Here is a 23,828-nt window from a genome sequence, read left to right on the forward strand (position 1 = left end):
GGTTTTACCCTTATTGCATACTTTGATGTACATTCATAATGTATAGAACTCTAACAGGCAGCTGACCCGCGAGGATTTCACTGCCTGTTAGAGCGTAAAGAAGCTGTATTTTAGAGTTACTCAGTCGTAAATGCGTTTGTGTTTACCCCTGCTTCAGAGGTAACCATGTCTTTCCCTTCAGATTCAAGCGTCAATGTATCCGGCTGGTTGTCTTCTTCTTCGTCCTCCAAGTCGCGCATTTCAATCTCGCGATCATCAGCGGAAAGGATTTTGACGTCCATACCTAAGCTTTGAAGTTCTTTAATCAATACTTTGAATGATTCAGGTACTCCCGGTTCAGGGACATTTTCACCCTTAACAATAGCTTCGTATGTTTTAACACGCCCAACAACGTCATCGGACTTAACAGTAAGAATCTCTTGTAGAGTATAAGCGGCACCATACGCTTCAAGTGCCCAAACTTCCATCTCACCGAAACGCTGGCCGCCGAATTGCGCTTTACCGCCAAGAGGCTGCTGCGTAACAAGAGAGTAAGGTCCGGTTGAACGGGCATGGAGCTTATCGTCAACCATGTGAGCTAGCTTGATCATATACATGACACCAACGGATACTCTATTATCAAATGGTTCTCCTGTACGGCCGTCATAAAGGACAGTCTTGGCATCGCGCGCCATTCCTGCTTCTTCAATCGTAGACCAAACATCTTCTTCACGGGCACCGTCAAATACTGGTGATGCCACGTGGATGTTAAGCGCACGCGCTGCCATCCCAAGATGGAGCTCCAATACTTGCCCGATGTTCATACGGGATGGTACACCAAGTGGATTCAACATGATATCTACTGGCGTTCCGTCAGGTAAGTATGGCATATCTTCTTCTGGAAGGATCCGCGAGATAACACCTTTGTTCCCGTGTCGGCCTGCCATCTTATCGCCTTCATGGATTTTGCGTTTTTGAACGATATAAACGCGTACAAGCTGATTAACTCCCGGTGGAAGCTCATCGCCATCCTCGCGGTTGAAAACTTTCACATCGTGAACAATTCCGCCGCCTCCATGAGGGACGCGAAGGGATGTATCCCGCACTTCACGGGCTTTTTCTCCGAAGATTGCATGTAAAAGACGTTCTTCAGCCGTAAGTTCTGTTACCCCTTTAGGAGTGACCTTCCCTACTAACAGATCCCCGTCTTTCACTTCAGCACCGATGCGGATAATTCCACGTTCATCAAGATTGCGTAATGCATCTTCTCCAACGTTTGGAATATCACGGGTGATCTCTTCAGGTCCAAGCTTTGTATCACGTGATTCTGATTCATATTCTTCAATATGGATTGAAGTATACACATCATCTTTCACAAGACGTTCACTCATGATAATGGCATCTTCATAGTTATAGCCATCCCATGTCATGAATGCGACTAGCACATTACGACCAAGCGCCAATTCGCCTTTTTCCATGGATGGACCGTCAGCAAGAATTTCTCCTTTGACAACCCTGTTCCCAACTTCCACAATCGGGCGCTGGTTATAGCAAGTTCCCTGGTTGGAACGAATAAATTTCTGCATCCGGTATTTATCCAGGTTACCTTGAACTTCTTTTCCGTCGACTTCAGAAACGCGTCGCACCCATACTTCGCGTGCTTCTACGTGTTCGACAATTCCTTCATGCTTACAGATTACCGCAGCTCCGGAATCTTTTGCCGAAACGTACTCCATACCTGTGCCTACACGAGGTGCCTCAGGCTGCATTAACGGAACAGCTTGACGTTGCATGTTCGCACCCATCAACGCACGGTTAGAGTCATCGTTTTCCAAGAACGGGATACAGGCAGTCGCTGCTGATACAACCTGTTTAGGAGAAACGTCCATATAATCGACGCGGTCTCTTGGAACAACCGTATTTTCACCACGGAAACGGGCTACAATATCGTCATCAAGGAATGATCCGTCATCTGAAAGACGAACGTTTGCCTGGGCAACTACATAGTTATCTTCTTCATCGGCAGTTAAATAATCGATGCGGTTTGTGATCTTACCAGTATCCGGATCAACCCGGCGATATGGAGTTTCGATAAAACCGAAGCGGTTTACTTTCGCAAAGCTCGATAAAGAGTTAATTAAACCGATGTTTGGTCCCTCAGGTGTTTCAATTGGACACATACGCCCGTAGTGGGAGTAGTGAACGTCACGCACTTCAAAGCCTGCACGCTCACGAGTCAAACCACCAGGTCCTAATGCGGATAGACGGCGTTTATGCGTTAATTCCGCAAGCGGGTTCGTTTGGTCCATGAATTGTGACAGCTGAGAGCTTCCAAAGAATTCTTTAATCGAAGCGATTACCGGACGTATATTGATTAATTGCTGAGGCGTGATCGTGTTTGTGTCCTGAATGGACATTCTTTCACGGACAACGCGTTCCATACGGGATAAACCAATTCTAAATTGATTTTGCAGCAATTCGCCAACTGAACGAAGACGACGGTTACCTAAGTGATCGATATCGTCTGTGTCTCCGACGGTATGCAACAGGTTAAAGAAATAACTAATCGAAGAAATGATATCAGCAGGTGTAATATTCTTCACCTGATCGGAAACATAAGCATTTCCGATTACGTTGATCACTTTTTCTCCATCTGGATCGTTTGGTGCATATATTTTAATTGTTTGCAACAAAGCTTCTTCTGCTACTACACCGCCAACCGGCTGATAGGATTTAAATCCAATGCCCGCTTCGAGATTAGGAATGATTTTATCTAATGTGCGGCGGTCCAGAAGCGTGCCTTTTTCAACGATGATCTCACCTGTTTCGGGGTCAACCAACGTTTCAGCGATACGCTGTCCGAACAAACGGTTCTTAATATGAAGCTTTTTATTGATTTTGTAACGTCCAACGTTAGCTAAATCATAGCGTTTCGGATCGAAAAAGCGGGAAACCAAGAGACTCTTGGCGTTTTCGACAGTAGGGGGTTCCCCCGGGCGAAGGCGCTCATAAATCTCCAGCAATGCTTTTTCGACACTTTCGGTATTGTCTTTTTCAAGGGTGTTTCGAATATATTCATTATCGCCAATCAAGTCGATAATCTCTTGTTCGGATCCAAATCCAAGTGCACGAAGCAGTACCGTCACCGGAAGTTTTCGTGTACGATCAATTCTTACATACACAACATCCTTGGCATCCGTTTCATATTCAAGCCATGCTCCGCGATTCGGAATAACGGTTGCCGTATAACCACGTTTTCCGTTCTTATCCATTTTTCCACTGTAGTAAACACTTGGCGAGCGCACTAACTGAGATACAATAACACGTTCTGCACCATTGATGATAAATGTACCTGTTTCAGACATAAGAGGGAAATCGCCCATGAATACATCCTGGTCTTTTACTTCCCCTGTTTCTTTGTTAACAAGACGTACCTTTACACGAAGCGGAGCAGAATAAGTAACGTCGCGCTCTTTTGATTCCTCCACGGAGTATTTTGGTTCTCCAAGGCTGTAGTCAATAAATTCAAGCGACAAATTACCAGTGAAATCCTCAATCGGAGAGATGTCCTGGAACATTTCTCTTAACCCTTCATCAAGAAACCATTGATAGGAAGCAGTTTGGATTTCGATGAGATTCGGTAACTCTAAAACCTCGCTAATTCGTGCATAACTTCGGCGTTGGCGGTGTCGTCCATACTGAACAAGTTGACCTGTCAACTGATTCACCCCTCAAATCAAGCGTTATAAAGATCTATTGCCCATAGAAAACAGATTCGTTTTCTAAAGACAAAAATAAAATGGTTTTTATTTTAAAAACCACTATTTCACATAAATCGAACTATTATTTTATATATTTTTTCCATATTATCCACTTTCCATACAATAATTGTATAAAAATGCAGAATTACAGAAAATTATATATATGCATTATATAATACTAACATAGCAAAAAATCAGAGTCAATCTTTTTTAGATTTTAGAATATAGTAGCCTTTTTTCTTTTGCACAGTTTCTACATTACCAAACAGCTCATCTAATTTCTCCATCGCTGAAGGGGCTCCCTGTTTTTTCTGGATAACAACCCAGAGCTCTCCCCCGGAGTTTAGTCTCTCATAACTATGCTCAAAAATCTCTTGTACTACTTTTTTACCAGCGCGGATCGGAGGGTTAGTGAGAATGGCGGCAAATTGTTCGGAGTTAATCCGATCGAATCGGTCGCTTTCATAAATGACGACATTGGAAATCCCATTCGTGTTTGCGTTCTCCTTCGCAAGTTCAACCGCCCTGCTGTTAATATCGGTCATCTCAACTGTAACTTCAGGATAAGATGCAGCAATCGAAAGTCCGATCGGGCCATACCCGCAGCCTACATCCAGTATGCTCCCTTCTGTTTCTTTGTTCAAATGAAATGCTTCTATTAAAAGACGGGAGCCGAAATCAACTTCATTTTTCGAGAAAACACCACTATCACTTTTAAAGCGAAAGGCGCGTCCCCTTAATGTAAAGTCCCAAAATTTAGGGTTGCTGGCTACATCAGGCTTCTGTGAGTAATAATGTTCTGTCAGAGTCCTCTCCTCCTATCAGAAAAGGGTAAATTGAAGAGTTAAAGAGAGAAGATATTTGAAGAAGCAGGAACAACTTCCTGAATTTTATAGGCGAAAAAAAGCCCGCTAGTTACAGCGAGCTTCTTCCTTATGCAGCATTACTTAACTTCAACGCCAGCTCCAACTTCTTCAAGCTTAGCTTTGATTTCTTCAGCTTCTTCTTTAGCAATGCCCTCTTTTAGTGCTTTTGGAGCGTTGTCAACAAGTTCTTTTGCTTCTTTAAGTCCAAGACCAGAGATTTCACGTACAACTTTGATAACTTTGATTTTTTGGTCGCCTGCAGATGCAAGAATAACATCAAATTCAGTTTGTTCTTCAGCAGCTCCGCCAGCAGCAGCTCCACCAGCCATTGCTACAGGCGCAGCAGCAGTTACGCCAAATTCTTCTTCGATTGCTTTTACAAGGTCATTCAGTTCTAAAACAGTCATAGATTTAACTGCTTCAATGATTTGTTCTTTAGTCATTTTATATTTCCTCCTTAAAGGTTATGGTTTTTTTAAATTTGTAGTTGCAAGTTAATGATTAACTTACGCGCCTTGCTCTTCTTTTTGGTCGGCAACTGCTTTTGTAGCAAGAGCAAGGTTGCGGATCGGTGCTTGTAGCACAGAAAGTAGCATAGATAGCAAACCTTCGCGTGAAGGTAGTTCTGCAAGAGCTTTGATTTCATCAGCTGATGCGACATTTCCTTCAATAACTCCAGCTTTGATTTCTAATGCTTCATTCTTTTTCGCGAAATCATTAAGGATTTTCGCCGGAGCAACAACATCTTCGTTAGAGAATGCGATTGCGTTTGGACCAGTCAGAGATTCGTTTAATCCAGAAAGTTCAGCAGCTTCAACAGCACGGCGGGTCAAAGTGTTCTTGTATACTTTGAACTCAATGCCTGCGTCACGAAGCTGTTTACGAAGTTCAGTTACTTCAGCAACTGTTAAACCACGGTAATCAACAACTACAGCTGTTTGCGCTGATTTAAACTTATCAGAAATCTCATCAACGATTTGTTTCTTTTGTTCGATAACGCTGCTCATCCTTACACCTCCTATAGATTTCTTGAAAAACATTTATACCGTCAAACAAAAAGCCTTCATATCCCGGAGACATGAAGGCAGTAATTACATAAATAATAGCAGGTGCTATTTTTATCGAATTACCTCGGCAGGAAATTAAGCTCTATATGAGAGCACCTACTGTCTACGGCACAAATATTATTCATTTTTATTACAACAAAACTGATTATAACAATAATCTTTTTGTAATGTCAACTTGTTTTAGAAAGAAGAGGCATCCACTTTCACGCCAGGGCCCATTGTAGTAGTTACAGAAACAGTTTTCATGTAAGTACCTTTTGCAGCCGCCGGTTTAGCTTTCATGAGAGTTTCATAAATAGTTGCCAAGTTTTCAACTAACTTGTTGTCTTCGAAAGATACTTTACCGATAGGAACATGGATGATACCAGCTTTATCAGCGCGGTATTCAACTTTACCCGCTTTGATTTCATTAACAGCTTTCGTAACATCAAATGAAACAGTACCGGTTTTAGGGTTTGGCATTAAACCTTTAGGACCTAACACACGTCCAAGCTTACCAACTTCACCCATCATATCTGGAGTAGCAACAATTACATCGAAATCAAACCAGCCTTGCTGGATTTTGTTGATGTATTCAGAATCGCCAACATAATCAGCGCCGGCAGCTTCCGCTTCTTTTGCTTTTTCACCTTTAGCAAATACTAATACGCGTTGAGTTTTACCAGTTCCGTTTGGAAGTACAACAGCCCCGCGGATTTGCTGGTCAGCTTTCTTAGGGTCGATACCCAAACGGAAAGCAACTTCAACAGTCGCATCAAATTTTGCAAAGTTTGTTTTTTTAGCAAGATCGATAGCTTCTGTTACATTATATGCTTTTGAACTATCTACAAGCTTAACAGCTTCAAGATACTTTTTACCTTTTTTAGCCATGTTTAAATCCTCCTATATTGTGGTTTTAGCGGAATAACCTCCCACGAATAAAGGTTGCGATAAACGCAACCCCGTAAGAACGTGAAGCTTTCGCAAACATTAGTCTTCGATAACGATTCCCATGCTGCGTGCAGTACCTTCAACCATGCGAATTGCAGACTCAACGTTTGCAGCATTCAGGTCAGGCATCTTCGTTTCAGCAATCTCGCGTACTTTATCACGCTTGACTGTAGCAACTTTTTTACGGTTAGGTTCACCGGAACCAGACTCGATACCAGCTGCTTTCTTAAGCAATACTGCAGCAGGCGGAGTTTTTGTAATGAATGTAAATGAACGGTCTTCAAATACCGTGATTTCAACAGGAATAATCAGACCAGCTTGATCCGCTGTACGAGCGTTAAACTCCTTACAGAATCCCATGATGTTTACACCAGCTTGACCTAAAGCAGGCCCAACAGGTGGCGCCGGATTAGCTTTACCAGCAGGAATTTGCAGCTTAACCATTTTAATTACTTTTTTAGCCACGAGACACACCTCCTTATCGTCCGTGATGTGGTAATAGGGCTTGGAACCCTCCCACTCATCTTGATTCTTTATATATTAAATAAAGAATTTTGCATAATCGTTCAGGTCTCTGTCTGGAGACATACTGACCTTTGAAATATTAACATTTATTGAACTCAATATCAAGTTATTTCGGATTATATTTTTTCCACCTGGCTGAAGTCCAGCTCAACCGGCGTATCCCGTCCAAACATATTAACCAAGACTTTAATCTTGCTCTTATCTATATCGAGTTCTTCAACAGACCCCGTAAAGTTTGCGAATGGGCCCTCTTTGACTTGTACCGTATCTCCGAGAATAAAGTCTACTTCAACCCTCTTCTCATCCATGCCCATGCGTTTAAGCACCATTTCCACTTCATCAGGAAGAAGCGCTGTCGGCTTGGAACCAGAACCAGCTGAACCGACAAACCCGGTTACACCTGGTGTATTACGGACAACATACCAGGAATCATCAGTCATAATGATTTCTACGAGCACATATCCAGGAAATACTTTCTTTTTCGTTACTTTCTTTTTGCCGTCTTTCATTTCTGTTTCTTCTTCTTCCGGGACGACAACGCGAAAAATTTTATCTTGCATACCCATTGTTTCCACACGTTTTTCCAGATTTGTTTTCACCTTATTTTCATAGCCTGAATAAGTATGAACGACATACCAATTTTTCTCCATCTGTTAGGACCCTAAAAGTCCTTCCCTCCCCGCACTTTTTCTTTTTGTGAGGCTTTACCCGAGCTGTTATTTTCAAACGGCTTGATAATCATTATTTGCTGCAGACACATTCCCTAGATATTGGCACACCCAAAAAAGACAAATTAAAAAACCCGTTTCCGGGCCTTCGGTTGTGTTACTTATTATTCTATCACCATTATACCTTATTTTCGAATCTCTTATTCAAGAACTAATCGAATTAATTCAGAAATGCCTAAATCTATGACCGCAAAAAAGACAGCCATAAAGGCAACGGTTGTGACAACGATAATCGTATACCTTGTAAGCTCTTTTCTTTTCGGCCAGCTTACTTTTTTCATCTCGCGGACTACGCCACGGAAAAAGTCCATCATGAATGTAACCTCCAACTGCTTTATGGATAGCTTCTGCAAATCTTCTATTATAGAATTACTTGGTTTCTTTATGCATAGTATGGGCGTTACACGTACTGCAAAATTTCTTGATCTCAAGGCGTTCCGCACGAGAATCCTTATTGCTTTCAGAACTGTAGTTTCTTGAACCGCAGTCTGTGCAAGCCAAAATAATCTTCTTCCTCATATTATACACCTGCCACTTTCGTACGCCCTTCAAACTTTATCACGGCTTACTTTTATTGTCAATCATAAGAAAAGCGGAAGCGCCCTGGTCAGCCCCGACAGGCATAAGGCGCACCACGCAGGAAATCCTGATTTCCGTAGTGGGGTGACTTATGACCCCGAGGGGCTGGGCGCTGCAGCTAGAACACCTATCAAAATTTAAACAGTAACTCTAATCACTAGAAAGAACGAAGGCTAAGTTCGCCACGTCCTGTGGGAAACGTCGGCATTAGCACGTCCTGTGCGTCGAGACTGGGCGCTGCAGCTAGACATCTGTCAAAATTAAAAAAAGGGTAACTTTAACTAATAGACAAGCGGAAGCTCCCCGGTTACTGGGTAATCTCTCTAACTTCCAGATAGCGCTCCAGTTTTCTTTTTACACGCTGCAGGGCATTATCGATCGATTTTACATGACGGTTCAACTCAGCGGAAATTTCCTGATACGACTGTCCGTCAAGGTATAAGGCGAGAACTTTTCGCTCGAGATCACTCAATAGCTCTGCCATCTTCAATTCAATATCATCGAACTCTTCCTGGTTGATGATCAGCGCTTCCGGATCGAGTATTTTCGCGCCTGAAATCACATCCATCAACGTCCTGTCCGATTCTTCATCGTATATGGGCTTGTCCAGAGAGACATAAGAATTAAGAGGGATATGTTTTTGCCTTGTGGCTGTCTTGATAGCCGTAATGATTTGCCTGGTGATACAAAGCTCGGCAAAGGCCTTGAAGGAAGAAAGCTTGTCCCCTTTAAAATCACGGATAGCTTTGTAAAGGCCAATCATGCCTTCCTGAACGATATCTTCCTTGTCAGCGCCGATCAGGAAATAAGTACGCGCTTTCGCTCTCACAAAATTGCGATATTTATGGATTAAATAGTCCAATGCCTCGGTGTCACCTTTGTGCACTAAGTCCACCAGTCCATCATCTTCTAACTGCAAGTACTTGTCGTTCAGTTTCATTCCGAAGTTGAAACCCATGTTATATCCCCCCGACCGTACACGTATAGATAGAAATATTATACAGTAGAAAATTTTTAGACGTCAACAGCTCAAAATTGTCCTCGGCGCCATTTTTCAAAAATTTCAGCCATTTCATCAGTCAGGTCAATTTTGGTGGCGGGCTTTTTTTTCGTCGTTTTTTTTACGTTTTTTTCGATCTCCCTATCGATGTGGTTCATTTCATTCAGAAGCTCGCGCGCAGATTTCCGTAACGCTCCCTGGCCAAAAATCACCCATTGCTCCGTGTAATCGGAGGTGGCCACATGAACTTGCGTTTTGATATTATTTAAGTCGCTTGCCAGTTTTTCAATTCGTTCATCCGCTGTTTCATTTTCTTTCGTAAAAATTATTTCGATCTTATAATTTTCGTATTTGCGCTGAATTCCCTGGACGAAATGAGCATCAAACACAATGATGACCCGAAATCCAGTAAACGCCTGGTATTCAGCCATCCGTTCAATTAAGCGGTCCCTGGCTGCCGAAAGATCCCGATCCTTTAATTCTCTCAGTTCCGGCCATGCGCCAATGATGTTGTAACCATCCACCAACAGAATGTTCATCATCTTATTCCCCTAGCGGGTGTCTTTTGCGATAAACCTCATACATCAATAGCCCGGCTGCGACGGATGCATTTAAGGAGGTGACCTTCCCAGCCATCGGCAAGCGTATCAGAAAATCACATTTATCTTTTATCAGCCTGCCCATACCTTTTCCTTCACTTCCGATCACGAGGCCAATCGACATTCCGCCATCCATGCTGCGGTAATCATCGCTTCCTTTCGCATCCGTTCCGACGATCCAAACACCGCGTTCCTTAATTTCTTCAATGGCTCTTGCCATATTCGTTACACGCACGACAGGTATGTACTCGATTGCGCCGGTAGACAGTTTCGCCACTGTTGCCGTCAAGCCAACCGCTCGGCGCTTCGGAATAATGATTCCATGCACCCCTGCTGCATCAGCCGTTCTCATAATCGAACCCAGATTATGCGGGTCTTCTATCTCGTCCAACAAAAGAAAGAAGGGAGCTTCGTTTCTTTCTTCAGCACGCGCGAATAGGTCATCCAATTCAGCGTATGCATAAGCAGCTACTTGCGCAATGACACCTTGATGGTTCCCATCAGACATTTGGTCGATTTTTTTCTTCGGAACGAATTGCAGCAAAACCTGTCTTTCCTTTGCGAGACCGATGATTTGCTGCATCTGCCCTTTTTGGGAACCTTCAGCAATCAAGATTTTATTGATTTCCCGTTCCGACCGCAAGGCCTCCAACACCGGGTTTCTTCCAATGATGTATTCTTCGCTCATGGGCTCATCCCCCTTCTTTTTCAATAAATTGGATCGATTGAATAATGATTTCTTCAAGCCGTTCCTGTTGTTCCGCCAAATAAAGGTATCCAATCAACGCCTCAAAAGCGGTACCATACCGATATGTTTGTACATCCGTGTTTTTTGGAACCGTTCCCGATTTTGCGTTTCTTCCTCTGCGTACGACTGCCAGTTCCTCTTCCGTTAACTTTTCATTCTCAAGCAAATAATGAATCACTTTGCTTTGGGCTTTCGCGGAAACAAAATTCGTGGCTTCTTTATGCAGAAGGTTCGGCTTAACAGCCCCCTTTTGAATAAGATGATGCCTGATGTACGTTTCATAGACAGCATCGCCCATGTAAGCAAGGGCGAGGCTCCCCAGAATTTTTTCGTCAATTTTATCCTGATAAGGAAGCATAGCTTATCCTCTTTTCCATCTTGTACCTTGCGGTGTGTCTTCAAGAATAATATTCATGTCTTTAAGACGGTCGCGAATATCATCAGAAAGCAGGAAATCCCGATCTTTACGGGCCTGTATCCGCTGCTGGATCAAATCCTCGATTTCCTCATCAAGCAACGCTTCCTCTTCCAATGATAAGCCTAGTACCTGAAACAAATCTTTAAATTCATCCATGAAAGCTTGAATGACTTTCTTGTCTGTATTCTTTTCCATTAAGTAATAGTTTGCCTGCTTTGATAGTTCAAATAAAACAGAGATGGCATTCGCTGTATTGAAGTCGTCATCCATTTCTTGAATAAATTCTTTGTGGATTCTGTTGATTTTATCCAGCCATTCTTGGTTGTTTTCCGTTAAGCCATCGCTTGAGTCGATCCGGTGCTTCAGGTTTTGGTAAGATGTTTTTAGCCGGTCCAAGGAGGCTTTCATATTTTCAAGGAGCTCTTCACTATAGTTAATCGGATGACGGTAATGGACGGATAGCATAAAAAAGCGCAATACCTGCGGGTCATGCTTCTGAATGATGTCATGTACCAGTACAAAGTTACCCAATGATTTGGACATCTTTTCATTATCGATATTTATATACCCATTATGCATCCAATAGTTCGCAAAAGGTTTGCCTGTCAGAGCTTCCGATTGGGCGATTTCATTTTCGTGATGCGGAAAAGCCAAATCCTGTCCGCCTGCGTGAATATCAATCGTGTCGCCAAGATATTTTCGTACCATTGCCGAGCATTCGATATGCCAGCCCGGGCGGCCCTTGCCCCATGGACTTTCCCATGATATCTCGCCCTCTTTGGCCGCTTTCCATACGGCAAAATCAAGAGCATCCTGTTTCTTTTCACCGACTTCAATCCGGGCGCCGATCCGCAATTCATCGATCGATTGATGAGATAATTTCCCATACGTATCAAATTTACGCGTCCGGTAATACACGTCCCCTTCTGATTCATAAGCAAAGCCTTTTTCAATCAGTGTTTCAATAAACTCGATAATGATATCCATATTTTCCATAACACGCGGATGGACATCCGCTTTTTGGCAGCCGAGCGCGGAAACATCTTCATGGTAAGCTTTAATAAAGCGGTCTGAAACGGTGGGGACATCTTCCCCCAGCGCTTTAGCTGCGCGGATCAGCTTGTCGTCCACATCCGTGAAGTTCGAAACATACTGCACATCATAGCCACGGTAGCTGAAATACCTGCGTACCGTGTCAAATACGATTGGCGGCCGGCCATTTCCGATATGGATATAGTTATAAACCGTCGGGCCGCATACATACATTTTGACCTTTCCAGCTTCTAATGGCTTAAATTCTTCCTTTTGCCTTGTTAATGTATTGTAGATTTTTATCGCCATTTTAGTTGACCCTTTCTCTTTTTAAGTTTTTCAATTCCATTTTTAAAGCAGCGATTTCCTTTTCCATTTCTTTAAATCGGTCCCCTGTCGGATCCGGTAAATCGGTATGGTTTAAGTCTTTGTTCACTCTCACGCCGTCCCTGATGACAACCTTTCCTGGGATGCCTACAACGGTCGAACTAGGAGGAACTTCCTTAAGGACGACAGAACCCGCCCCGATCTTTGAATTCTCTCCAATTATGATCGATCCGAGAACCTTTGCCCCGGTTGCGATTAAGACATTGTCTTTTATGGTAGGATGCCTTTTCCCTTTTTCTTTACCCGTACCCCCGAGAGTAACTCCCTGAAACACGGTAACGTTATCGCCGATCTCACACGTCTCCCCGATGACAACCCCCATTCCATGATCAATGAAGAAACGCCGTCCTATTTGGGCGCCAGGGTGGATTTCAACGCCTGTAAAAAAACGGCTTGCCTGCGAAATACACCGTGCAATAAAATAAAACTTCCTTTTATATAAAGCGTGTGCCAGCCGATGATTCCAAATCGCATGGAGGCCGGAATAAGTAAGAATCACTTCAATATAACTACGCGCTGCAGGATCTTGATCGAAAATGACTTCGATGTCTTCTTTAAATATTTTAATCACACTTATCCCTCCCCTACTCCTAATCAGTTGTTAATCAATGTTTACACTGTTAAAACCCATATAAAAAAGCGCCTCTGCCTAATGACAGAGACGCTTATTCTGCGCGCGGTTCCACTCTGTTTGGAATGAATTTCTCATGCAGCAAAGTCCTGCTGATACATTTCATTCCCAACTCTTTTCCCGATAACGGTGGAATTGCCGCCTTCGCCTACTTGTTAGTACGGTTCAACAAAGGACTCAGGGGTGCATTTCAAGAATGAGAGGCTTGAACCACTTTCACCAGGTTATGGTTCTCTCTAAAAGCATCATGTCTTTACTTCTCCCCGTCTACGCATTCTGGGTTTTAATTAATTATTACTATATTATACTTTTTATTGTCTGTTAATGTAAAATGTCTTGCAAGCGCTGTTTTATTTTTTCTTTGCCTAATAGTGCGATTGCCTTGGGCAAATCTGGTCCGTGTGTTTGTCCGGTCGCTGCTGCCCGGATTGGCATAAACAGCTTTTTGCCTTTTTGGCCAGTACTTTTTTGTACCGCTTTGATTGCTGCCTTGATTTCATCAGCCGTAAAATTCTCCAGCTTGTTCACTTCTTCAAGGAAAGCAGCCATAACTTCCGGCACCTGTTCCTCAGCAAGAACTTCCTTCGCCTCTTCTTCATACTCGATTTCATCCTTGAAAAATAAGCTGGAAAGTTCAACGATTTCCGCTCCGTAACTCATTTGCTCCTGATATAGCGCTACAAGATTTCGGACCCATTCGTTTTCAGCCGAACTCATTGTTTCAGATATTTTGCCCGCTTTAATAAGATGAGGCACCGAGATTTCCAGAACGCGATCAAGTTCAAGCTGTTTCACATACTGGTTATTCATCCAAGTGAGCTTTTGCTTATCGAAAAGCGCCGGTGACTTGGATAAACGATCCGCATCGAATCGCTTAATAAATTCATCTTTGGAGAAAATTTCTTCCTCCCCTCCCGGAGACCATCCGAGCAAGGCAATGAAGTTAAAAAGGGCTTCCGGTACATAGCCGAGCTCTTCGTATTGTTCAATAAACTGAATAATCGATTCATCCCGTTTGCTCAATTTCTTCCGGCTTTCGTTCACAATTAGAGTCATATGTCCAAATACCGGCGGTTCCCAGCCGAACGCTTCATAAATCATCAATTGCTTGGGTGTGTTTGAAATATGATCATCCCCGCGCAGAACGTGGGAGATCTCCATCAGGTGATCATCCACGGCAACAGCGAAATTATAGGTAGGAATCCCGTCTTTTTTTACGATCACCCAATCACCGATGCCCTCTGAATCGAAGGATACATCGTCCTTGACCATATCATGGAATTGATAAACCTTACCTTCAGGAACAACAAACCTGATACTCGGCTTCCTTCCCTCTGCCTCGAGCTTAGCTCGTTCACCGGCTGTTAAATGGCGGCACTTACCGGAGTATTTCGGGGTTTCATTCTTAGCCATTTGAGCCTCTCGCTCTGCTTCAAGCTCTTCTTCCGTACAATAACATTTATAGGCAAGCCCTTTTTCAAGCAGCTGGTTATACAAATCATTATACATATCATTGCGTTCTGATTGGCGGTACGGCCCGTACTCTCCGCCTTTATCGACACTTTCATCCCAATCCATGCCAAGCCACTTCAAATAGGTAAGCTGGCTTTCTTCCCCGCCTTCAATATTACGCTTCAAGTCCGTATCTTCAATTCGGATGATAAACTTTCCGCCTTTATTGCGGGCAAAAAGGTAATTGAATAATGCCGTCCTTGCGTTCCCTATATGTAAATGTCCGGTTGGACTTGGTGCATAACGAACACGAATTTCGCTACTCATCGTTTGACGCCTCCTAAGCTCTACATCTCTAATATCGTTCTATTCTACCATCTAAATGTGGCAGAATAAAGCACTTAGCTGTAAAGAGGGGTTAGTTCGCTTTTATTAGCAAAACTACTGCCTGTGAGGCAATCCCTTCACTTCTACCCGCAAAGCCAAGCTTTTCCGTAGTAGTGGCTTTCACATTGATTTGCTCTAATGAAGCGTCAAGCAGTTCAGCAATGCGTGCTCTCATTTGTTCGATATAAGGGGCCATCTTAGGACTTTGCGCAATAATCGTGCAATCCGCATTGCCTAATACGTATCCCTCCTTTTTCACAAGCCTCCATACATGCTGCAAAAGCTTTGCTGAATCAGCATCCTTAAATTCTGGATCCGTATCTGGGAAATGCTTACCGATATCACCGGCTCCGATTGCCCCAAGGCATGCATCTGCCACGGTATGAAGCAATACATCGGCATCTGAATGTCCAAGCAGCCCCTTTTCGTATGGAATGGTGACCCCGCCAATAATTAGTGGGCGACCGCTTGTAAGTTGGTGGACGTCAAATCCCTGTCCGATTCGAAACATGGCTTTCTCTCCCTTTCTGCCCGTCCGTATTATGAACGCATTTTTTGTAAAATGGCTTCCGCAAAATATAAATCTTCCGGTGTCGTGATTTTAATGTTATCGTAATTTCCCTCAATAATTAGGACAGACTCTCCCATTCTTTCAAGAAGGCTTGCATCGTCCGTTCCTAAAAACTGTTCTTTTTCGGCCATTTCATGGGCCTTGATCAGCGTGGGCACGCGAAAAGCTTGTGGTGTCTGGACTGACCACAAGCTAGATCGTTCAACGGTTTCCACCACCGCTTTATCTTTTACTTTTTTGATTGTATCCTTTACCGGGACCGCGACAATTGCCCCTCCATGCCGGGAAGCAGCAGTGGCTAATTCCATGATAAGGGCATGCCCGATAAAGGGACGTGCTCCGTCATGAACTAGAACAATTGCATGTTCATCGGCATATTTAATCCCGTTATATACGCTTTGTTGCCGTTCATTCCCACCCGGAACCAGCTTTTTAATTTTTTTTAATCCATATTGAGTGATGATCGATTGAAACAATTCTTCCTCATCCGGATTAATAGAGAGAATAATTCCGTTGCACGCAGGATCACTTTCAAACACCTGAAGCGTATAAATGATAATGGGTTTGCCGGCAAGCTCGACAAACAGCTTGTTTTTTCCTGCATTCATTCTTTTGCCTTGTCCCGCTGCAGGAATGACTACTTCGTAAAACATAAATGCTTCTCCCTACTATAATGCTTTTTCTAAAAGTTTAGGCTTGGCAAAAATCATTCGGCCGGCTGACGTTTGCAGAACGCTTGTGACGATTACGTCAAGGCGCTTTCCGATATGATCGCGGCCGCCTTCAACGACAATCATCGTTCCATCATCTAAATAAGCGATCCCCTGGTTTTGCTCCTTGCCATCTTTAATGACTTGTACATTCATTTCTTCTCCAGGCAAGACAACTGGCTTAACAGCATTCGCTAAATCATTGATGTTTAGCACAGAAACATTCTGAAATTCACAGACTTTATTTAGATTAAAGTCATTCGTCACAACGATTCCATCTGTGATCTTCGCGAGCTTTACGAGCTTGCTGTCCACTTCCTGGATCTCTTCAAAATCTCCTTCGTACATCTCGACTTTGACTGCTAATTCCTTTTGAATCCTGTTCAGAATATCTAATCCCCGTCTTCCGCGATTTCTTTTTAATGCATCAGAAGAATCGGCAATATGCTGAAGTTCCGCTAAAACAAATTGAGGGATGACGATGGTTCCCTCCAGGAATCCCGTCTGGCAAATATCTGCAATCCGTCCATCGATGATAACGCTCGTATCGAGAATTTTGATAGGGCTGCTGCCCGGCTCACCTTCCTCTGAATCAGATGCTTCGCCTTTCCTTTTGCTGTTTTTGGAAAATAGATTCAACAGTTCGTCCCGTTTTTTGAATCCAACCTGAAAACCTAGATATCCGAACAGCAATGTTAACAATATCGGTGCGACAGTATTAAGAATAGGGACTTGGATAGCATTCAAGGCATATCCTATTAAAAAAGCGACAAAAAGACCGACGATCAATCCGACACTTCCAAAGATGATATCGGTAATTGGAGCCTTTACAAGAAGTTCCTCCAACCATTTAATGAAATCCACCACATAATCTACTGCCCAAAAAGTAAAAAGATAGAATATAATAGCACCTAAAATTGCACTAACGAAAGGTTTGTTTATAAAAGCAATATGATCCGCATGTACCACCGTTAATAATTGAGGAATAAGAAAAATCCCCAAAGTCCCGCCTATTATTAAGAAGCATGCTTGAATAATGCGTTTTAACATCCCTTCACCTCCTTTTCTAATCATTATTAACAAAATCATCAAATTGAAACCACATTGAAGAAGGTTTTTGAAAAATATCAAAAGTGGAGAACTTATCGTAATCTTTAGAAGTAAGATAGCTAGTGAAGATCTTAAATGAGGCTCCGTAACATTAGCCTAGCACCAAGAAATAGAGGTGTCAAAAAATAGTATCTTGTTCAGTTTTTTGTGGCATTGCACTTAACAAGAGGTATATTTCTTTACATTTTTCGTTCCAGCACCAACTGGTTTCTTAGAATTCTTAGACCTTCTTTAATTTTTTTCGCCCTGACTTCTCCAATTCCTTCCACATCATCCAATTCTTCCACAGTGGCTTTGGTTACATTCGTAAAAACCCCAAATCGGTTAACGAGATTTTCAACAATCAGTCCCGGTAACCGAGGGATTTTATTTAAAACCCGATAACCTCGCGGACTTACGACCTCATCCACAGGAATATACCCATTATAGCCAAGCACCTTCAAAAGCACGCTATCCTCGAGAATTTCCAATTGGGCAAGTTCTTGCAGACGCTGAACGATATGGCCCGGCTTTCCATCCTTCTCGAAGGCATAATCCTTGATAAGGAGCGACCCTTCTTCTTCCAGATCGGATAAAAGCTCATTCATTTGCAGCCTGATCAGCCTTCCCTCTGTGCCGAGCTCATGCAAATAAGACAAAAGCTCACCTTTGATTCGGAGCACCATCACAAAACGGTGGAAAACTCTAAGCAGGTCTGCATAGGTTACAATCTCTTCGAATTCCAAAAAGCTTAAGTCCGAAATGCTTTGCTGCAGAACCACTTTGTATTTTTCAAGCGTTTGTATCGCAAGGTTCGCTTTTGCAAGGATGACGGCAATATCCCTTAGTGCATAACGAAAATTCCCCTGGTAGAGCGTAATGACGTTGCGCCGCTGAGAAATCGCGATAACTAACGTTTTGGTTTCCTTTGCGACACGTTCCGCAGTTCGGTGCCGCATCCCTGTCTCTGTTGAGGAGACCGCTGAGTCAGGGGCCAGCTGTGCATTCGCCAAAATAATTTTTTCGGACTTCTCGTTTAAAATAATGGCTCCGTCCATCTTGGCCAGTTCATAAAGCGTACTGGGGGTACATGAACAATTAATCTGAAACCCCCCATCGACGATTGCCTTCACTTTTTCATTGTAGCCTACCACGATAAGCCCGCCAGTGTTCGCCCGGAGGACGTTATCAATCCCTTCACGGAGCGGCGAACCGGGTGCCACCATTTTCAGGATATCAAGCCTTGTCTTTTCATACGCTTTTTTTCCGTCATGCTCACCCTCCTAAAGCATATTGAAGAGCCTCCGCAACTGTGGATACGCCTACAATTTCAATTCCTTTAGGGGCAGTCCATCCCCCGATATTGTTAGCTGGAAGGATAACCCGTTCGAACCCAAGCTTTGCCGCTTCCTGGACGCGCTGCTCGATTCTCGATACCCGTCTGACTTCCCCGGTCAAGCCTACCTCACCGATAATACAGTCTGATTGTTTGGTAGGTTTATCGCGAAAACTAGAGGCAATGCTGACAGTAATCGCAAGGTCTATTGCCGGTTCGTCAAGCTTTACTCCTCCGGCAACCTTTAAATAGGCATCTTGATTTTGCAGAAGCAATCCTACTCTTTTTTCCAATACGGCCATCAACAGTGATACACGACTATGGTCTATTCCGGTTGCCATTCTCCTTGCGTTCCCAAAGCTGGTTGGTGAAATTAATGCCTGTATTTCAACCAATACGGGCCGGGTACCTTCCATCGAAGCGACGACCGTGGATCCCGAGGCACCCTGTGATCGTTCTTCAAGAAAGATTTCGGAAGGGTTCTCTACCTCTTCCAACCCATTTTCCTTCATTTCAAAAATACCCATCTCATTTGTCGATCCAAAACGATTCTTTACTGCCCTGACAATCCGGTATGTGTGGTGTCTCTCTCCCTCAAAATAGAGCACGGTATCAACCATATGCTCCAAAAGCCTTGGTCCGGCGATCGAGCCTTCCTTCGTAACATGGCCGACGATGAAAATAGCGATTCCACTCGTCTTAGCAATTCTCATTAAGGACGCTGTACATTCCCGAACCTGCGATACACTCCCCGGGGCCGAGGTTACTTCTGCGTGATAAACAGTCTGAATCGAATCGATGATCACCAGATCCGGATTGACATCTTGAATCGCTTGATTGATATATTCCATATCGGTCTCCGAGTACACATAAAGATTGTCGGAAGCCGCTCCAAGCCGGTCCGCTCTCAGCTTTGTCTGCTTAACCGATTCCTCGCCTGAAATATACAAAACTTTCTTCTGCTTCCGTGCCAATTGGGAAGACACCTGTAATAACAGGGTCGACTTTCCGATTCCCGGATCGCCGCCGATTAATACAAGCGATCCTTGTACGACCCCTCCCCCCAGAGCTCGGTTTAACTCCGCTAAATCAGTCGAAATGCGCGGTTCCTGTGACGTTTCAATCGCCGTTATCGGGGTGGCCTTCGGTCTTTCTTTTCCTGCGGTGATTTCTGAATGAGCAAAGGCTCCTTTCCTGGCAGGTTTTACGATTTCCACTTCCTCAACCATCTTATTCCAGTCGCCGCATCCCGGGCATTTACCCATCCATTTAGCAGATTCATATCCGCATGATTGGCAAATAAATTTTGTCTTTTTTTTAACAGCCATAGTTGCTTCCCCTCTATTTCATTTAGAAAAAACCGCTACTACTAAGATATTAAATAAAAGCATGGTTTAATCCTTCTAAAACTTCTTCGCAAATAATTACAACATTTTTAACATACATTCGACTTTTTCATTGCTTGTGCGTCCATATTACCACATGTTAAAGAAAAAAAAGAGGTGCACGGCATAATTGCGTGCACCTCCCATGCTGCCTATATTACTATTCATTCACTGGAGCAGCTTCTACCTGTTTTACGGTAAATTCCCCATTTTCTACGTCCATTAATACCTTCTGCCCTTTTTGGATAGTGCCTTTCAGCAGTTCTTCTGACAAATAATCTTCTACATGCTTCTGGATCGCTCTTCTGATCGGTCGCGCACCATATTCCGGATCATAGCCTTCTTCCGCAATTTTTGCTTTGGCCTCATCGGTAAGCTCCAGCATAATATCCTGGCCCTTCAACCGGACAGTAAGCTGATCGGCCATCAGCGATACTATCTCCTTCAAATGTTTTTTCTCAAGAGAATGGAAGACAATCGTTTCATCGATACGGTTCAGGAATTCTGGACGGAAGGCTCTTTTTAGTTCTTCCAATACCTTTCCTTTCATATCCTTGTAATCCTGTCCTTCATCCTGGATGTTGAAGCCTACATATTTATTGCTCTGAAGTGCAGCTGCTCCGACATTTGAAGTCATGATCAATATCGTGTTGCGGAAATCAACGACACGTCCTTTTGAATCCGTTAATCTGCCGTCTTCAAGGACTTGAAGCAAGATATTAAACACATCAGGATGTGCTTTTTCAATTTCATCGAGCAGGACGACTGAATATGGTTTTCTACGAACCTTTTCCGTTAATTGGCCGCCCTCTTCATATCCTACATACCCTGGTGGAGAACCGACAAGACGTGATGTGGAATGTTTCTCCATATATTCCGACATATCAATGCGGATCATGGCATCTTCTTCACCAAAGATTGATTCAGCGAGGGCCCGGGCAAGCTCTGTTTTCCCGACTCCGGTAGGACCTAGGAAGATAAAGGACCCAATCGGACGTTTAGGGTCTTTTAACCCGGCTCTCGCACGGCGGACTGCTTTCGCCACCGCGATCACCGCTTCTTCCTGTCCGATTACACGTCCATGAAGAAGTTCTTCCATATTCAATAATTTATCAGTCTCTGTCTGGGCGAGTCGCGTTACAGGCACACCGGTCCAACTTGAGACAACACTGGCGATGTCATCGACAGTAACGGCGCTATTTTCCTGCCCTTGTTTTTCCTTCCAAGTTTTCTTCGTCTCTTCCAGCTGCTCTCTTAAACGTTGTTCCGTATCACGAAGAGAGGCTGCTTTCTCAAATTCCTGGCTTTGTACGGAAGCATCTTTCTCTTTTCTTACTTCATCAAGCTTAACTTCTAATTCTTTAAGATTCGGTGGTGTCGTATAAGAGCGCAAACGCACCTTCGAACCGGCTTCATCAATCAGATCGATCGCTTTGTCCGGCAAGAAACGATCGGAAATATAGCGGTCTGATAATTTAACAGCAGCCTCAATCGCTTCATCCGAGATCGATACCCGGTGATGCGCTTCATAACGGTCGCGAAGTCCTTGAAGAATTTGAATCGACTCATCCATCGTAGGTTCATTAACCTGAATAGGCTGGAAACGTCGTTCAAGGGCCGCATCTTTTTCGATATATTTACGATATTCATCAAGTGTTGTAGCTCCGATGCATTGAAGCTCTCCGCGTGCCAGGGAAGGCTTCAGAATATTGGATGCATCAATCGCACCCTCAGCACCGCCGGCTCCAATTAAAGTGTGAAGCTCATCAATGAACAGGATGATATTGCCTGCCTGGCGGATTTCATCCATCACCTTCTTTAAACGGTCCTCGAACTCACCGCGGTATTTCGTCCCTGCAACGACCGTACCCATATCGAGGGTCATAACGCGTTTGTCTCTTAGAATCTCCGGCACTTCATTGTTAATGATTTGCTGGGCAAGGCCTTCTGCAATCGCTGTTTTACCTACCCCTGGCTCACCAATTAGCACCGGGTTATTTTTTGTTCGGCGGCTTAACACTTCAATGACCCTCTGGATCTCTTTGCTTCTACCGATAACCGGGTCAAGGCTTCCTTCTCTGGCAATCGCGGTTAAGTCGCGCGCCAGGCTGTCTAATGTTGGTGTGCTGGCGCTTGCGGATGAAGCACCCTGATGTCCGCCTGACTCATTGCTGCCAAGCAGCTGCAATACTTGCTGGCGTGCTTTATTTAAGCTAACGCCAAGATTATTCAGAACCCGTGCCGCAACACCTTCGCCTTCACGAATCAGGCCAAGCAGGACATGCTCTGTGCCGACATAGGAATGTCCCAGTTTACGGGCTTCATCCATTGATAACTCAATGACTTTTTTTGCCCTTGGCGTATAATGAATCGTCTGGGCGTTTTCCTGGCCGCGGCCAATGAGGTTTTCCACTTCTTTTTGGATTTTATCCGCTCCTAATCCGAGCGCATACAATGCCTTCGCAGCAATTCCTTCTCCTTCGCGGACCAATCCTAGCAATATGTGTTCGGTTCCAATATTGTTATGACCTAAACGGATCGCTTCTTCTTGGGCTAATGCTAATACTTTTTGGGCTCTTTCTGTAAATCGGCCAAACATCATAAGGAAATTCCTCCTTCAGTATTGTCTTTTTTCTCTAATTCGAATCGTTCTCTAATGAAAGCAGCTCGTCTTATATCCCTTTCTTGAGGGCGGAGCGGGCCGCCGGCATACGTTTGTAAAAATCCCGGCTGAGTCAGGATCATTAACTCATTCAAAATGCATTTGGAAATATTCTTAATATACCCAAGATCGATTCCCAATCTAACATCGGAGAGACATCTTGCGGCCTCCTTCGTTTCGATGACCCGGGCATGCTGCAGAGTACCTAATGAACGGTAGACTCTATCTTCTAATTGTATGTTAGAGGTTTGCACTAATGCTTCGCGTGCAGACCTTTCCTGGGCGATGATTTGTTGTACGACGCTCGTTAGATCCTCCACAATGTCCGTTTCAGACTTACCGAGTGTGATCTGGTTCGAAATTTGAAAAATATTCCCCTGCGCCTCACTGCCTTCTCCATAGATCCCTCTGACAACAAGACCTAATTGATTGATAGCAGGAATGAGATGGTTCATCTGATTTGTCAGCACGAGGCCCGGCAAATGCATCATCACTGAGGCGCGGAGCCCAGTACCGACATTTGTAGGACAGCTTGTCAAATAGCCACGCTCTTCATCATAAGCATAATCAATTTGCCCTTCGATCGTATCATCGATAACATTTGCCCTCTGCAAGGCTTCATTAAGCTGCAATCCAGAAAATAGACATTGGATCCGAATATGGTCCTCTTCATTTACCATGATGCTGACTTCTTCATTTTCAGAAAGCAGGCAAGCTCCGTATGGTGAATCTTCTGCTAAATGCGGACTGATTAAATGCTTTTCAACCAATACCAATTTTTCAAGTGGCTGAAGTGTTTCTACCTGCAAAAATTCCAGCTTCCCGACCTCAGGTATCTCCGCATCTTTTATACGATCTTTTATTACATTTATAATCGCCACAGCTTCTTCTTGTGAAAATAAAGTAGAAAATGAAAAGTCTTTAAAATTGGCTCTATAATATTTGTTGGGGTCTAGACACAACTTCTGTCGATACATTAAAAGACA

22 protein-coding genes, 1 pseudogene and 2 other annotated features are annotated in these 23,828 nt (G+C 43.7%); all 23 genes and pseudogenes read right to left on the bottom strand.

Annotated features, from left to right (window positions below):
• Positions 1-116: 116 nt before the first annotated feature.
• The 23 genes and pseudogenes from rpoB to mcsB all read right to left on the bottom strand — a co-directional run bounded on the left by rpoB (position 117) and on the right by mcsB (position 23,819).
• The gene (gene rpoB / locus D0463_RS00255) at positions 117-3,698 is read right to left on the bottom strand and encodes a DNA-directed RNA polymerase subunit beta (protein ID WP_117303879.1); all 3,582 of its coding nucleotides are present in this window, start codon (positions 3,696-3,698) and stop codon (positions 117-119) included.
• A gap of 242 nt (positions 3,699-3,940) precedes the next feature.
• Positions 3,941-4,546 (bottom strand): class I SAM-dependent methyltransferase, encoded by a 606-nt coding sequence (locus D0463_RS00260; protein WP_117303880.1) that lies wholly within the window; start codon positions 4,544-4,546, stop codon positions 3,941-3,943.
• Between the two features lie 137 nt (positions 4,547-4,683).
• A complete protein-coding gene (rplL, locus tag D0463_RS00265) occupies positions 4,684-5,049 on the bottom strand; it encodes a 50S ribosomal protein L7/L12 (RefSeq protein ID WP_117303881.1) in 366 nt (121 codons plus the stop codon).
• Between the two features lie 63 nt (positions 5,050-5,112).
• On the bottom strand, positions 5,113-5,613 hold the full coding sequence (rplJ, locus tag D0463_RS00270) for a 50S ribosomal protein L10 (protein ID WP_117303882.1): 501 nt from the start codon (positions 5,611-5,613) through the stop codon (positions 5,113-5,115).
• Between the two features lie 37 nt (positions 5,614-5,650).
• Positions 5,651-5,800: a sequence feature (ribosomal protein L10 leader region), on the bottom strand.
• A 53-nt stretch (positions 5,801-5,853) separates the two neighbouring features.
• Positions 5,854-6,543, bottom strand: coding sequence for a 50S ribosomal protein L1 (gene rplA / locus D0463_RS00275; RefSeq protein WP_117303883.1), 690 nt, complete (start codon positions 6,541-6,543; stop codon positions 5,854-5,856).
• A 99-nt stretch (positions 6,544-6,642) separates the two neighbouring features.
• The gene (gene rplK / locus D0463_RS00280; protein ID WP_143253473.1) at positions 6,643-7,068 is read right to left on the bottom strand and encodes a 50S ribosomal protein L11; all 426 of its coding nucleotides are present in this window, start codon (positions 7,066-7,068) and stop codon (positions 6,643-6,645) included.
• Positions 7,069-7,244: 176 nt separating this feature from the next.
• Positions 7,245-7,778, bottom strand: a complete 534-nt coding sequence (nusG, locus tag D0463_RS00285) for a transcription termination/antitermination protein NusG (protein WP_117303885.1) — start codon at positions 7,776-7,778, stop codon at positions 7,245-7,247.
• 218 nt (positions 7,779-7,996) lie between these two features.
• The gene (secE, locus tag D0463_RS00290) at positions 7,997-8,167 is read right to left on the bottom strand and encodes a preprotein translocase subunit SecE (protein WP_117303899.1); all 171 of its coding nucleotides are present in this window, start codon (positions 8,165-8,167) and stop codon (positions 7,997-7,999) included.
• 58 nt (positions 8,168-8,225) lie between these two features.
• Positions 8,226-8,375 carry a 50S ribosomal protein L33 gene (gene rpmG / locus D0463_RS00295; RefSeq protein WP_117303886.1) on the bottom strand — a complete coding sequence of 50 codons (150 nt, stop codon included), beginning with the start codon at positions 8,373-8,375 and terminating at the stop codon, positions 8,226-8,228.
• 367 nt (positions 8,376-8,742) lie between these two features.
• Entirely contained in the window at positions 8,743-9,375 is a 633-nt protein-coding gene (sigH, locus tag D0463_RS00300) for an RNA polymerase sporulation sigma factor SigH (protein ID WP_483295704.1), read from the bottom strand.
• Between the two features lie 89 nt (positions 9,376-9,464).
• Positions 9,465-9,974 (bottom strand): NYN domain-containing protein, encoded by a 510-nt coding sequence (locus tag D0463_RS00305; RefSeq protein ID WP_117303900.1) that lies wholly within the window; start codon positions 9,972-9,974, stop codon positions 9,465-9,467.
• 4 nt (positions 9,975-9,978) lie between these two features.
• Positions 9,979-10,722: a 23S rRNA (guanosine(2251)-2'-O)-methyltransferase RlmB gene (gene rlmB, locus D0463_RS00310; protein ID WP_117303888.1), complete on the bottom strand. Its 744-nt coding sequence runs from the start codon at positions 10,720-10,722 to the stop codon at positions 9,979-9,981.
• A gap of 4 nt (positions 10,723-10,726) precedes the next feature.
• Positions 10,727-11,140: a Mini-ribonuclease 3 gene (locus D0463_RS00315; RefSeq protein ID WP_117303889.1), complete on the bottom strand. Its 414-nt coding sequence runs from the start codon at positions 11,138-11,140 to the stop codon at positions 10,727-10,729.
• Between the two features lie 3 nt (positions 11,141-11,143).
• Positions 11,144-12,541 carry a cysteine--tRNA ligase gene (cysS, locus tag D0463_RS00320; RefSeq protein WP_117303890.1) on the bottom strand — a complete coding sequence of 466 codons (1,398 nt, stop codon included), beginning with the start codon at positions 12,539-12,541 and terminating at the stop codon, positions 11,144-11,146.
• A gap of 1 nt (position 12,542) precedes the next feature.
• Positions 12,543-13,190: a serine O-acetyltransferase gene (cysE, locus tag D0463_RS00325; RefSeq protein ID WP_117303891.1), complete on the bottom strand. Its 648-nt coding sequence runs from the start codon at positions 13,188-13,190 to the stop codon at positions 12,543-12,545.
• Between the two features lie 83 nt (positions 13,191-13,273).
• Positions 13,274-13,529: a binding site (T-box leader), on the bottom strand.
• Positions 13,530-13,571: 42 nt separating this feature from the next.
• The gene (gene gltX, locus D0463_RS00330; protein WP_117303892.1) at positions 13,572-15,029 is read right to left on the bottom strand and encodes a glutamate--tRNA ligase; all 1,458 of its coding nucleotides are present in this window, start codon (positions 15,027-15,029) and stop codon (positions 13,572-13,574) included.
• Positions 15,030-15,120: 91 nt separating this feature from the next.
• Entirely contained in the window at positions 15,121-15,600 is a 480-nt protein-coding gene (gene ispF, locus D0463_RS00335; protein ID WP_117303893.1) for a 2-C-methyl-D-erythritol 2,4-cyclodiphosphate synthase, read from the bottom strand.
• Positions 15,601-15,629: 29 nt separating this feature from the next.
• Positions 15,630-16,313 (bottom strand): 2-C-methyl-D-erythritol 4-phosphate cytidylyltransferase, encoded by a 684-nt coding sequence (ispD, locus tag D0463_RS00340; protein WP_117303894.1) that lies wholly within the window; start codon positions 16,311-16,313, stop codon positions 15,630-15,632.
• A 15-nt stretch (positions 16,314-16,328) separates the two neighbouring features.
• Positions 16,329-17,420, bottom strand: coding sequence for a PIN/TRAM domain-containing protein (locus tag D0463_RS00345; protein WP_117303895.1), 1,092 nt, complete (start codon positions 17,418-17,420; stop codon positions 16,329-16,331).
• Between the two features lie 239 nt (positions 17,421-17,659).
• Positions 17,660-18,709: pseudogene (disA, locus tag D0463_RS00350) on the bottom strand (DNA integrity scanning diadenylate cyclase DisA); the annotation flags it as partial.
• A gap of 25 nt (positions 18,710-18,734) precedes the next feature.
• On the bottom strand, positions 18,735-20,123 hold the full coding sequence (radA, locus tag D0463_RS00355; protein ID WP_117303897.1) for a DNA repair protein RadA: 1,389 nt from the start codon (positions 20,121-20,123) through the stop codon (positions 18,735-18,737).
• Positions 20,124-20,340: 217 nt separating this feature from the next.
• Positions 20,341-22,782, bottom strand: coding sequence for an ATP-dependent protease ATP-binding subunit ClpC (clpC, locus tag D0463_RS00360; RefSeq protein WP_117303898.1), 2,442 nt, complete (start codon positions 22,780-22,782; stop codon positions 20,341-20,343).
• Positions 22,779-23,819: a protein-arginine kinase McsB gene (gene mcsB / locus D0463_RS00365; RefSeq protein WP_254052671.1), complete on the bottom strand. Its 1,041-nt coding sequence runs from the start codon at positions 23,817-23,819 to the stop codon at positions 22,779-22,781. Before mcsB ends, clpC begins: the two co-directional genes overlap by 4 nt.
• Positions 23,820-23,828: the final 9 nt, after the last annotated feature.

It is taken from the genome of Bacillus sp. V59.32b, assembly GCF_003429085.1.
Taxonomy (GTDB): domain Bacteria; phylum Bacillota; class Bacilli; order Bacillales; family DSM-1321; genus Peribacillus.